The organism is Ruegeria sp. CL7 (assembly GCF_056536445.1).
The window spans coordinates 988,592-1,001,506 of sequence record NZ_JBQFPQ010000001.1 but is presented as its reverse complement, the minus strand read 5'-3'; the positions used below and the strand labels follow the sequence as shown (position 1 = coordinate 1,001,506).

The window sequence follows — 12,915 nt, the reverse complement described above, 5'->3', positions numbered from 1 at the left end:
GTCATGAAACGCCCCCTGTTCATCGGATCGGATATCTACCGCAACTCGACCTACGGTTCAAAACACCCGCTGGCCATACCACGGGTGTCAACCGTCATCGATCTGTGTCGCGAACTGGGATGGTTGACCCCCGAGAACTACCGCGTCAGCCCCTGCGCAAAGCCAAGTGTATTGGAAAGGTTTCATACGCCGGACTATATCGCCGCCCTGCAAAAGGCCGAAGCGGACCAGCACGTCACGGATGAAATACGGGATAAATACGGTTTGGGGACTCTGTCGAACCCGGTCTTCGCCGAGATGTACCGGCGGCCGGCAACCGCCGCCGGTGGGTCCATGCTGGCCGCCGAACTGATCCGGGATGGAGGGACCGTTTTCAACCCTGCGGGCGGCACCCATCATGGCCTTGCGGACCGGGCGAACGGGTTTTGTTATCTGAACGATCCGGTTCTGGCGATACAGACCCTTTTGAGCGCTGGCCTGGATCGCGTGGTCTATGTCGACATCGACGCCCATCATTGCGACGGGGTTGAACTTGCGTTTCACGGGTCGGACAGAGTTCGGATGATCTCGGTCCATGAAACGCGTCGATGGCCGTTCACGGGTCAACTTGAGGAAGACGCCGGTGGCGCGGCCTTCAACCTGCCGGTTCCACGACATCTGAACGACGACGAATTCGCCGCCATTCTGGATCACTTGATCCTGCCTGCGACCGAAGCGTTCAAACCGCAGGCGATTGTCTTGCAATGCGGGGCAGATGCCGTGGCCGAGGACCCGCTTTCGCGTTTGACCCTGTCCAACAACGCGCATTGGCGAACGGTGGCGGCGCTGAAGCCTCTTTCGCCTCGTTTTCTGGTTCTGGGTGGCGGCGGATACAATCCCTGGTCTGTAGGGCGCTTGTGGAGCGGCGTTTGGGCCACCCTGAATGATTTCGAAATTCCTGACACACTTGACGTCGGTGCCCAGAAAATCCTGCGGGATCTGACCTGGAGCAGGGCCGCGGGACAGGCGCCTCACCCCCACTGGCTGGACAGTTTGCGCGACGCGCCCAACACCGGGCCCATACGACAGGAACTGAGGAACGATTTGCGCCACCTCACCGCCAGGCATTCACGGTAGATCGGTCCGCAAAAGCCTGTTAGCATTCCGATATTTCGGGATATTCCTGACCGGCTTACCCCCTGTTCCGCTATCAATTCGTTTCTTCCAGCTTGGCACCGATTGGACCACTACCCATGAATGCACTTAATCAGATGCTTGATCTCAAGGCCCGCATGGGCCAGTCCATCATCGGGCAAACCGAGGTCATCGACCGACTGCTGATCGGCATGCTGGCCAACGGAAACCTTCTGATCGAAGGTCTGCCCGGATTGGCCAAAACACGTGCAGTCAAGGCGATGGCGCGCAATCTGGATGCAGACTTCAGCAGGATCCAGTTCACGCCCGATCTGCTGCCTTCAGACGTGACGGGAACCGAAGTATTTCAACAAACTGACGAAGGCGGCACCTTTCGGTTCGAACCCGGGCCGATCTTTGCCAATATCGTCCTCGCTGACGAAATCAACAGGGCACCGGCCAAGGTTCAGGCCGCATTGTTGGAGGCGATGGAAGAACGGCAGGTCACGGTTTCCGGGACCACCCACAAAATGGAACCGCTGTTCATCGTGATGGCAACCCAGAACCCTATTGAACAAGAAGGCACCTATCCCCTGCCCGAAGCGCAGATGGACCGGTTCCTGATGCATGTTCAGATCACCTATCCACCGGTCGAGGACGAGGTTGAAGTGATCCGGCTGGTGCGGGGCGAAGAGATCGCCGCCGGGAAAGGCGCGTCAAGCGAGCCACCACCGACAATCCCGCAAGATGCCGTTTTTGCAGCGCGTTCGGAAATCGGGCAGATCCATGTTTCGGATGCAATGGATCGTTATATGGCCGATCTGGTTCAGGCGACCCGGACGCCTGCGGCGCTCAGCGCAGAACTGGCCAGCTGGATCGAAATCGGTGCCAGCCCGCGTGCCTCATTGGCACTGGACAAATGCGGTCGGGCGCATGCGTGGATGAACCAGCGTGACTATGTGGACCCTGCGGATATTCGAGCCATTGCACATGACGTTTTCCGTCACCGCATCACGCTGAGCTTCGAGGCGCAGGGAAACGCCAAAACGGCAGATGACGTGATCGCGGACATCCTGCGTCTCGTCGCGCTGCCCTGACTTTTAGGGTTGGCCGGGTGCAGCGATCCACAGCATATCCCGATGATCCCCGCATTCACGTCAGTGCGGATCACCTGTTGCGTCTGGAACTGCATTCCCGTGCCCTGAGCTTTTTGCCACGTCAGCCTGCCCGGTCGATCCTGAATGGCAGACACGCATCGCGCCTGCGCGGACGCGGCCTGAATTTCGAGGAATTGCGCAACTACCAACCGGGCGACGATATCCGCACAATTGACTGGAAAGTCACGGCGCGAACCGGTGAGCCCCATGTTAGGGTCTATACCGAGGAACGAGACCGCCCTGCCCTGTTGCTGGTCGATCAGCGCGTTTCGATGTTTTTCGGAACCGAAGTCTACATGAAATCGGTCATCGCCGCCGAAGCTACCGCAATCACCGCGCATCGCGTTCTTGGTCAGGGCGATCGTGTCGGTGGTCTGGTATTCAACGACACAAGCGTTGCTGAACACAGGCCGCAGCGCCGCGCGGCGGCGCTCATGCGGTTTCTGTCTTCCATCGGGGCTGCCAATTCGGCCTTGCATGCTGCCTTGAACCCGCAACCCATCGTAACTTTGAATGACATGTTGTCGGAAGCCGCGCGTATGACCCAAACCAACGGGCTGGTTTGCCTGTTTTCCGACTGCGACGGGCTTGACGAGAAATCGGAATCCCTGCTGCGCCGCATTGCGGTCTCAAACGATCTGATCGTGTTCAATATCGCTGACAAGACAGCCAAGGAGCTGGCGCCCGATCTGAAACTCACGGTCTCGGACGGGCGCGACCAGATCGAAATCGACAGCGCCGACCCCGAATTGTCCGGCAAAATTCGCAAATCCATGGAAGACAGGTTGGACCACCTGCACACATGGTCCCGTCGATACGGCTTTCCGGTTGTTCCATTGACGACCGCGGAACCTGCCCTGGATCAGTTGCTGTATCTGTTCGGACATCGCAGGGGGCAGAAATGAGCATCGACACGACAGGGAAATCTCTGGTTGATCTGCTGAATATGCTCGAGTCGGCACCGGAACCCACGCTTGTTTCGATGTTTCCGCAGACATGGGGGTGGTTGGCGCTGGCCGTCATACTGCTTGGCCTTGCCGTACTGGTCAGTGTTTTTTTCATCCGGCGAAGGCGGGCAAACGCGTATCGCCGCCATGCGCTGGCCGAGCTGGCAGACCCGGATATCTCGTCGGCAAAAGTTGCCGAAATCCTTCGCCGCACCGCTTTGGTCGCATATTCGCGCAGGCAGGTTGCAGGTATTCACGGGGATGACTGGTTGAATTTCCTTTCGCAAACCTCTGATGACAAGTCCTTTTTATCAGACATTGGGCAAACGCTGATCGACGCGCCGTACAAGGACCTGCCGCCAAACCGCGCCTTGACCCAGCTTGCTAGGCATTGGGTCAAGTCCCATAAACGGTATCGGGGAACCTGATGTTTTCCTTCTCTGCGCCCTGGGTGTTTCTGCTCTTGCCGCTGCCGCTGCTGGTGTACGCCATTGCTCCGCCCCGGCGGGAAACAGCCGTGTCCATTCGCATTCCGTTTTTTCGCCGCGTGGCCCAGGCGGCTGGCGTCGAGCCGCAATCCGGGTCAATGATCCGAACCCGGGCCCGGCTGCAAACGGCCAGCGCCGCCTTGATCTGGATACTTCTGGTTCTGGCGCTGGCGCGTCCGGAACGTCTGGGCGATCCCGTCGTGATGGAAAAATCTGCACGCGATGTGGTTTTGGCGCTGGATATCTCTGGCTCGATGGATCAGCGCGACTTCCAGACCGGATCCGGTGCCCCGATACAACGGTTGGAGGCGGTCAAAGAGGTTCTCAAGCAGTTCATCTCTGAAAGAGATGGTGACAGGATAGCGCTGATCATCTTTGGAACACGCGCGTTCATTCAAGCCCCCTTCACGGAAGATCTGAACAGTTTGAATGGGTTCCTGGATCAAACTCAAGTTGGCATGGCAGGTCCGAACACGGCTTTGGGCGATGCGATCGGGCTTGGCATTCGAACCTTTGAATCCAGCGAGGTTGACCAGCGCCTGATGATTGTTCTCAGCGATGGCGCCGATACGTCCAGTCGCATGACACCCGTCAATGCTTCGGCCATTGCTGCGGAAAAGAACGTGGTTGTTTATACGATTGGCGTCGGAGACCCGAATGCCACGGGCGAAGACCGTGTCGATCTTCAGGCATTGAAGGACATAGCCGATCGCACGGGCGGAGAATATTTCTTTGCCGACGATGCAACGGCCCTTGAACAAACTTACGCACGCATTGACTCTCAGAACCCCAGAATGGTGGAAACGCAAAGCTATCGCCCCAAGCAAAGCCTTGCCCATATTCCGTTACTCATCGCGCTGATCGTCATCATGGTCAGCATGACCTGGTTCCATTTCTCACAGCGACACCAGGGGGCCTTCTGACGATGGATCTGGCTGATTTTCATTTTATCCGAGGCTATTACCTGCTGCTTCTCATCCCCATCCTTGCCTTGTGGTGGCGGATCAGACCCAGACCGATGGCAGATACCAAACTGCCATCAGGGATAGCCCCACACCTTGCAGAGGCCTTGCTGCTTGGCAAGGAAGAAAACAGGCGCATCCAGCCCATTGACGTTGCGCTGATCATTGCGGCGCTTGTCACTTTGGCGGCCTCGGGCCCGACATGGTCGCGCGCGCCCAACCCGTTGATCGCAGACACGGCCCCGTTGGTGATCGCTCTCAAAGTCACCGACAGCATGGAAAGCTCGGATCTTGCGCCATCGCGGCTGGATCGGGCACGGTTCAAGATTTCCGACCTGATCACCGAACGTGCCGGCGCACGTACCGCTTTGATCGCCTATGCAGGAACGCCGCACCGAGTTGCGCCCTTGACCGAAGATGCGAACATACTTCGTCCGTTGCTTGAGGGGTTGACGCCTGCGGTGATGCCGAAGGATGGCGATGCGGCAGCCGATGCGCTTGCGTTGGCTCAGTCCATTCTGGAAGACAGCGACAGCCCTGGGGCGGTGCTGTTTGTATTGGACGACCTTGATCCATCTCAGGTAACGGGGCTAAGCTCCTCTTCTTCTGATATTTTCGTTCTCACCATGCTGCCGGATGGTGGTCGTATCGCGCAGCTGGACAACATCCCCAACGCCTCAGTGGTCGCGTTTTCGGACGACGATCGGGACATCAATCAACTGATGCGCCGCATTCAATCGGCCTATACAGCCGCCCTGGATGACGATGATCGTCTGGACTGGCAGGACAAGGGCTGGATCCTGGCCTGGCCTGCTGCGGTGTTGTCTCTGCTGTGGTTCCGCAAGGGCTGGGTAATTCGTTGGGCGGTTCTGGTTTTGATTGCGTTGCCTTCATCCGGCGCGCGGGCAGAAGGATGGCGAGACTGGTTTTTCACCCCCGACCAACAAGGCCAGATCGCGATGAACCAAAAACGATTTGGCGACGCGGCCGAGATGTTCGAAGACCCATATCACAAGGGATATGCCTATCTCAGGGATGGTCAATACGAAAAGGCGTCGTCCGTGTTTTCCACGCTGGACACACCGGAAGCTGCGTTTGCCGAAGGTATGGCCCGCATAAAAAACCGCGAGTATCGCCCAGCCATATCAGCGTTCGAGACCGCCTTGGAACGTCGCCCCGACTGGCCCGAAGCCCAGCAAAATCTCGACCTGTCCAAGGCCATCCTGGATTATGTCGAAACGACGCGTGAACAGTCTGACACAGGGGAAGAGGCTGGCATCGGTGCAGATGATACGGTGTTTGACAACGATGCAGCACGTGGCAGTGACACCACGGTTCAAGCCCCCAAGGACGGGCCACAGTCACTGTCCGCCGACCAGTGGATCAGTATGATCGACACCGACATGCAGGATTTTCTGAGAAACCGTTTCCTTTTGGAAATACAGGAGCAAACAGAATGAGATACCCAGCTGTCTTCATCCTGTTGATGCCGTTATCCTTGTCCGCACAGGAAAACTCAGCCTATCAACCTCGGGTATCAGTGGACGTCCCGAACGAGGCCGTCATCGTCGGCCAGCCCGCCATCGTCCGCATCAAGGTTCTGGTTCCGACCTTCATGCCGCAGCCGCCTGTATTTCCATCATTGGAGCAACAAAATATCCTGGTTCGCCTGCCAGAGCGAGCTTCTGGTCCGGTAAGCGAAACGGTACACGGAGAAACGTGGTCCGGCGTACAGCGCAGTTATCGACTGTATCCGCTGGCAGCAGGGCCGGTCGCGTATGATGCGCAAGAGGTTGTCGTGACATTTGCCGACCTGCGGTCCAATGACCCGGTTCAGGTTTCGGTTCAGCTTCCTTCCATACAGCTGAACGCAGAGATCCCCGAGGGCGCTCAAGGTCTTGACCCGCTGATCATAGCAAGTGGTTTCTCTCTTGATCAGAAGCTGGACGGTCCGACCGATATGCAGGCCGGTGATTCCATCACGCGCGAGATAAGCGCGCAGATCTCTGGCACCACGGCCCTGACGATCCCGGCGCTGACGCCGCAGGATCAAAGCCAACAGCTGCGCGCCTATCCCAAGGAACCCCGCTTTTCGGAAACAGAAGACCGGGGCATCCTGTCCGGGCAACGGGTCGAAGAAACCGTGTACATCGCCCAAGACGGGGGCGAAACACGATTGACGGCCGTTTCCATCGACTGGTTCAATCTGGACACCGGTCAGATCGAAACGGCATCACTTCCCTCGACCAAGCTTACACTGGCCCCGCCCAGACGACAGCCGCCTGACGCGCAAACCATCATCAAATCAGTTCTTTACCTTGTCATTGTTGTATTCGCATTGTGGACTTTGGGAAGGTTTCTGCGCCCGCGCTATGCAACCTGGAAAACGGAACGGCGCCGCAGGTATCTGGCATCGGAGAAATATGCCGTCGATGCCTTGCGATCCGCTTTAAGATCACGGGATTTGCCCGCGGTTTATCAGGCATTGGATCTTTGGAAATCACGCAGCGCGTACCCCGAGCGTTCTTTGGATCTTGAAAGCAGTCTAATGAATATCGGTGCGGCGCGGTATTCAGCGACGGCTGGCAACAGCCCGGAAGACTGGCAAGCGGCCATGCAACACCTCGGCGCACTGAAAAGCGCAACAGAAAGAAAGAGCGAGTCTTTACCCCCGCTCAACCCTTAGACTTCAACTTTGACAGTTGCTGATCAGCTTGCGCCGGTCGATCAACCGTAGCCGGCTATACCCCAATTCCACAAGGCCCAGATCTGCCAGATGATGCAGATGTCGGTGCAACGTCGGCTGAGATACCGCAACCATTTCAGCAAGTTCTTCCTGAGACACAATAATCCATCCGTCCGAACTCAAAGCGCCTTCGTCAAGGTGCAACAGACGCAGCACAAGGCGCTTTTCAGACCCCGTAACCGCAAGATTGGCCATGATGCGCAGTGCAGTCTTCATGTTTTCATGCGTCAATGCATAGAAATCACGGATGTATTCCGGGTTTGTCTGAATCATGCGTTCTACCCGCGAGCCGGGAAAAAACAAGGTGCGGGTCTTTTGCGTTGCCACGACGCTGACCAGTCGTTTGGCTTCGGCAAACAGCGCAAGATCCCCGATCCAGAATCCTGATCCATCCTGATGCAATACGAATTCCTGTCCATCATCGGCAGGTGCCGTGATCTGAAGCGCGCCTGCGAGCACCGCATGAATACCGTTGGCGCGGTCGCCGTGGTGGTACAGGGTTTCTCCGGAATCGAAGGTTCTTTGAATTGCGCATGTCATAAGATCGCTCTGAAACTTTGAATCGCGCGTGCCAAACCAGTCGGTCTTGGCCAGAATCCGCATATCGTCATCAGAATCAAACATTTGTATCTTTCAAAGTGATCATATGATAAGTTTTCGATGCGTTTCATCGCGTAAAATAGCTGTGTTCACTGCCCGAACAAGAAATTGTTTTTATTCGGGCAATCAAAAACTTGCTTGCAGCTTCAAGTTATAAGCTAGCGGCTTCAACTAAATTTCAATTTTCCGAGTCATTAAGGCTCGACTGATCAGGAGCACTTCATGTCTTCTCCACGAATGATTGCAGATAATTGGCGTAGAACACTGCGCCGGTTCGCAGTGGCGACCGTAACTGTCGCCCTTGCCGTGCCCGCCTGGGCGCAGGATCAAAAGCCCAATATTCTTGTGATATGGGGCGACGATATCGGTCAATCCAACATCTCGGCCTATACCATGGGTCTAATGGGATATCAGACACCCAATATCGACAGGGTTGCCAAAGAAGGCATGATCTTTACCGATTACTACGGTGAACAATCCTGTACCGCCGGCCGTTCGTCATACATCATGGGGCAATCCGTGTTCCGCACCGGTCTGTCCAAAGTCGGCCTGCCCGGGGCAGATCTTGGAATGCAGGTTGAAGACCCAACTATCCCGGGACTTCTCAAAGACCACGGCTATGTGACCGGTCAATTCGGCAAAAACCACCTTGGTGACAAGGATGAGCATCTTCCGACAAATCACGGATTTGATGAGTTTTTTGGCAATCTTTACCACCTGAATGCCGAGGAAGAACCGGAAAACGAAGACTATCCGGGTGATCGCGTTCTGGCGGATGGGCGCACCTTCCGCGAGGCCTATGGCCCGCGCGGCGTCATCAAATCCAAATCCGATGGCACGATCGAAGACACCGGACCGTTGACCCGCAAGCGTATGGAAACCGTGGATGACGAAACTGTGGCCGCGGCCATCGACTTCATCAAGCGGGCGCATGAGCAAGGTCAGCCCTTCTATGTCTGGTGGAACGGTACCCGCATGCACTTCCGCACCCACGTCAAAGACGAGATGCGCGCCAAGGCCAATGAGTTGTCGGGGCGGGTCGCTGATGAATACACCGCCGGTATGATCGAACACGACATGCATGTTGGGCAGCTGCTGGATCTGCTGGACGAGCTTGGCATCGCTGACAACACGATCGTCCACTATTCCACTGACAACGGTCCCCACATGAACACCTGGCCGGATGCGGCTGCCACGCCGTTCTGGGGCGAGAAGAATACCAACTGGGAGGGTGGCTGGCGCGTTCCGTCGATGGTGCGCTGGCCGGGCAAGATCGAGGCCGGATCAGTCACCAACGAGATCGTTCATCACATGGACTGGCTGCCCACTTACCTCGCCGTGGCCGGCGATCCGGACATCAAGGAAAAGCTGAAGGCCGGCTACAGCTCATCGGGCATGGGTCGCGACTACAAGGTGCACCTTGATGGTTACAACATTCTGCCGCTGCTGACTGGTGAGACTGCGGCAAGCCCCCGGAAAGAAATCTTCTATTTCTCGGATGATGGTGACCTCACGGCGCTGCGCTTCGAAGACTGGAAGCTCATCTTTCTGGAGCAGAAAGCCTGGGCCACGTTGCGTGCCTGGATCGAGCCATGGACCGAACTGCGCATCCCGCTGATCATCAACCTGCGCCGCGATCCGTATGAACGCGCGTACCGCACGTCCAACACCTATTACGATTGGCTGTTGGACCGGGCCTATTTCCTTGTGCCCGCCCAGCAATACGTTGGCAATTTCCTCAGCACGTTCGAGGAGTTCCCGCCACGTCAGAAAGCAGCCAGCTTTAACCTGGATCAGGTCATGGAGAAGCTGACAACGCCGACCAACAACTAGGCCCGGCGGCCCCACGCTGTAGGCCGCCCTGCGCAGGGCGGCCTTTTTTCAACACAACAGTTATCGAGAGCTTCATGAAACACGTTCTTTTAGGTGCTTTTCTGACCTGTGTTCCCATATCCCTGCTCGCTGATCCGCTGCCCAGTTGGAACGCCACTGCGGCAAAAGAGGCGATCCTTGAATTCGTGTCCAGTGTTACCGACGCAGAAGGACCTGACTATGTGACACCTTCAGATCGGATCGCGGTATTTGACAATGACGGCACACTCTGGGCCGAACAGCCGGTTTATTTCCAGTTTATCTTTGCCATGGATCGACTTTCTGAACTGGCTGAACAAGATCCTTCGATCTTGTCCACACCCGCTTTGAAAGCCGCTGCCGAAGGTGATTTAGCAACGGTTCTTCAAGGCGGCCACGATGCGTTGATCGAAGTTGTTAACGCCTCGCATTCCGGAACCAGCGTCGAGACGTTTCAGGCCGAAGTTGCGCAATGGCTGGCCAAGGCCCGACACCCGGACACCGGATTGCCCTATGACCAGATGACCTATCAGCCCATGGTCGAACTGTTGCGCTATCTTCGGGACGAAGGGTTCAAGACCTATATCGTCTCGGGCGGCGGTATTCATTTCATGCGGGTCTTCGCGGAACAGGCCTATGGCATTCCGCCGGAACAGGTTCTGGGCACCTATGGAAACTCGACATTCGAAGACGTCGATGGCGTTCCGACTGTCATCAAGGCCCCCGGGATTGCCTTCATCGACGACAAGGAAGGCAAACCCATCAACATCGAACGCACGATCGGCAAACGCCCCATTCTGGCCGGAGGAAACTCAGACGGCGATTTCGCCATGCTGAATTGGACAACCTCGGGTAGCAGACCACGGCTGGGTGTTCTGCTCCACCATACGGATGCCGAACGTGAGTGGGCCTATGATCGGGAAAGTCCGATTGGGCGGTTGGTTGACGGTCTGGATCAGGGGCCGGACAAAGGCTGGATCATCGTCGATATGGCGAAAGACTGGTCGCGGGTCTACACTGGAGGAAACTGAACGACCCGAAAGACTTACCGCCCATGTGGACTTTGCTTGTATCCATCTTTGTTTTTGCGTTGTACGCAGCCGCAGTTGTGTTTTCGGTGCGCGCGGCACAAACCGCGCGCACACCGCAAGGAGCCGTTGGCTGGGTGGTCTTTTTGGTATCGGCGCCAATCTTTGCGGTTCCGATGTACCTGTTTCTGGGGCATCACAGGTTTCGCGGCTATCGCATCTCGCGCCAACAAAGCGAACGGGTCGTCGAAGGGATCAAGACCTTTGCCGACTATTCCAGGCCTGATCCGACAACGATGCCGATCAATCCACGACCATTCGAATTTCTGGCTCATCTTCCGGTATCCAGTGGCAATGGCGCTCAGCTTCTGATCGATGGTCAGGCAACGTTTGACGCCATTTTCCAGTCGATAGACGAGGCCAGGAACTATATCCTGATCCAGTTCTATATCGTCAGAGACGATGCCTTGGGCCAAAAACTTCAGACCAAGCTGATCGAGGCTGCGAAACGTGGGGTGCATGTCCGTTTCATGACCGATGCCGTCGGCAGCTATGGATTGGAAAACACCTATCTGGACACGATGCGCGATGCGGGTATCGACGTCGCCGACCCGCGCGAGCAACGCGGGCCAAATTTCAGGTTTCAGCTGAATTACCGGAACCATCGCAAAACCGTCGTCATTGACGGTGAAACAGGTTTTATCGGCGGTCACAACGTGGGCGTTGAATATCTGGGAGAAGACCCGCATTTCGGCCATTGGCGCGACACGCATATCAAGATGACCGGCCACATCGTCCGGCAATTGCAGCTCATCTTCACCGAAGACTGGCACTGGGCCCGCGATGAAGACCTGATTGACGACCTCGACTGGGCAGGCAGCGAGGCCGAGCAGGACATGAATGCCCTATTGGTGGCCACCGGACCCGGAGACGAAACCGAAACCGGCGCCATGATGTTCTTTTCGGCCATCGCCGAGGCGAAAGAAAGATTGTGGATTGCCTCGCCCTATTTTGTGCCCGACATCGACGTCATGACCGCATTGCAACATGCAGCGATGCGCGGTGTGGACGTGCGCATCCTTGTGCCCGATATCATAGACCATCGGCTGCCATGGCTGGCTGCTTTTGCCTATTTCGACGAAATCCGCGACTGCGGCGCACGCGTGTTCCGATATACGGACGGTTTCATGCACCAGAAGGTTTTCGTGGTTGACGACACGCTGGCTGCGGTCGGCACGACCAATCTGGACAACCGGTCCTTCCGGCTGAACTTCGAAGCGATGGCCCTGTTTTTTGATGCCCGAGCAGCCTTGGCAGTTGATCACATGCTGCGCGCGGATTTCGAGGCAAGCTATGAGTTGACGCGCAGTTTGGCCCAGCAACCTGCCCATATCCGGTTTGGCGCACCGTTGGCGCGGTTGTTTGCGCCTATCCTTTAGGAAAAGAACTTTTCTTGAAAAACGCGCGTCATCATCGCCACCAGATAAGCGGTCGACAGACCAAAGGCCAGAAGACCAGCAACCGCGGCAAAAGACCCAAAAATTCGCAACCCTTCGCCCAAAACGATATCGCCGTATCCCAGGGTCGTGAACGTCACCAGTGAGAAATAGATGGCCGAGTTCCAATCCGGCAGAACCTCAAGCAACACCCAGACGATGGCCCAAATCCAGACCTGAATCGTGTGCGTCGCGACAATAAAGGCCAAAGATACCGCGATCGGTGCTGCCGTACCAAAGAACACCCCCTTGGCCGACCATTTTTCATCCCACTTGATGATCGTGACGGTACACCAGGTTAACAAAAGAATCTCGACCAAGAAGCAGAGCGCCAGAAATGTACTGCCCCAAACGATCTGATGCAGCAACGTCATGTTTTTCATCCCGATTTACGACAGTGTACCGTCCGGGCAGAATGACCCGTTGAGGTGCAGGGCACAACCCCGGCGATCGTGAAGAACGCCTGCGGCGAATGGAACCGAGTGCGGGTCCGCACTGGACAGTTTGGAATTCCGTCGCACATCCTT

General features: G+C 56.5%; 12 protein-coding genes. 10 read left to right on the top strand and 2 right to left on the bottom strand.

The window, feature by feature from the left end; all coding sequences use genetic code 11:
* The first annotated feature begins 3 nt into the window (after positions 1–3).
* From ACR0LI_RS05040 to ACR0LI_RS05010, 7 genes are all read left to right on the top strand, one after another.
* Entirely contained in the window at positions 4–1,116 is a 1,113-nt protein-coding gene (locus tag ACR0LI_RS05040; protein WP_480718117.1) for an acetoin utilization protein AcuC, read from the top strand.
* 116 nt (positions 1,117–1,232) lie between these two features.
* Positions 1,233–2,210, top strand: coding sequence for an AAA family ATPase (locus tag ACR0LI_RS05035; protein ID WP_480718116.1), 978 nt, complete (start codon positions 1,233–1,235; stop codon positions 2,208–2,210).
* Positions 2,211–2,227: 17 nt separating this feature from the next.
* The gene (locus ACR0LI_RS05030; RefSeq protein ID WP_480718115.1) at positions 2,228–3,175 is read left to right on the top strand and encodes a DUF58 domain-containing protein; all 948 of its coding nucleotides are present in this window, start codon (positions 2,228–2,230) and stop codon (positions 3,173–3,175) included.
* Positions 3,172–3,645: a DUF4381 domain-containing protein gene (locus tag ACR0LI_RS05025; RefSeq protein WP_480718114.1), complete on the top strand. Its 474-nt coding sequence runs from the start codon at positions 3,172–3,174 to the stop codon at positions 3,643–3,645. The genes ACR0LI_RS05030 and ACR0LI_RS05025 overlap by 4 nt, the downstream gene beginning before the upstream one ends.
* Entirely contained in the window at positions 3,645–4,628 is a 984-nt protein-coding gene (locus tag ACR0LI_RS05020) for a VWA domain-containing protein (protein WP_480718113.1), read from the top strand. Before ACR0LI_RS05025 ends, ACR0LI_RS05020 begins: the two co-directional genes overlap by 1 nt.
* A gap of 2 nt (positions 4,629–4,630) precedes the next feature.
* Positions 4,631–6,127, top strand: a complete 1,497-nt coding sequence (locus ACR0LI_RS05015; RefSeq protein WP_480718112.1) for a VWA domain-containing protein — start codon at positions 4,631–4,633, stop codon at positions 6,125–6,127.
* Positions 6,124–7,353 (top strand): hypothetical protein, encoded by a 1,230-nt coding sequence (locus ACR0LI_RS05010; RefSeq protein ID WP_480718111.1) that lies wholly within the window; start codon positions 6,124–6,126, stop codon positions 7,351–7,353. The genes ACR0LI_RS05015 and ACR0LI_RS05010 overlap by 4 nt, the downstream gene beginning before the upstream one ends.
* A gap of 3 nt (positions 7,354–7,356) precedes the next feature.
* On the opposite strand, the gene ACR0LI_RS05005 is transcribed toward ACR0LI_RS05010, so the two are convergent.
* Positions 7,357–8,037, bottom strand: coding sequence for a Crp/Fnr family transcriptional regulator (locus tag ACR0LI_RS05005; protein WP_209833043.1), 681 nt, complete (start codon positions 8,035–8,037; stop codon positions 7,357–7,359).
* A gap of 198 nt (positions 8,038–8,235) precedes the next feature.
* Here ACR0LI_RS05005 and ACR0LI_RS05000 point away from each other — a divergent pair, with 198 nt between their 5' ends.
* The 3 genes from ACR0LI_RS05000 to cls all read left to right on the top strand — a co-directional run bounded on the left by ACR0LI_RS05000 (position 8,236) and on the right by cls (position 12,331).
* A complete protein-coding gene (locus ACR0LI_RS05000) occupies positions 8,236–9,846 on the top strand; it encodes an arylsulfatase (protein WP_245217974.1) in 1,611 nt (536 codons plus the stop codon).
* Between the two features lie 74 nt (positions 9,847–9,920).
* On the top strand, positions 9,921–10,895 hold the full coding sequence (locus ACR0LI_RS04995; RefSeq protein WP_480718110.1) for an HAD family hydrolase: 975 nt from the start codon (positions 9,921–9,923) through the stop codon (positions 10,893–10,895).
* Between the two features lie 23 nt (positions 10,896–10,918).
* Positions 10,919–12,331 (top strand): cardiolipin synthase, encoded by a 1,413-nt coding sequence (cls, locus tag ACR0LI_RS04990; protein WP_480718109.1) that lies wholly within the window; start codon positions 10,919–10,921, stop codon positions 12,329–12,331.
* On the opposite strand, the gene ACR0LI_RS04985 is transcribed toward cls, so the two are convergent.
* Positions 12,328–12,762 carry a potassium channel family protein gene (locus ACR0LI_RS04985; protein WP_171723222.1) on the bottom strand — a complete coding sequence of 145 codons (435 nt, stop codon included), beginning with the start codon at positions 12,760–12,762 and terminating at the stop codon, positions 12,328–12,330. The genes cls and ACR0LI_RS04985 overlap by 4 nt on opposite strands.
* Positions 12,763–12,915 lie beyond the last annotated feature (153 nt).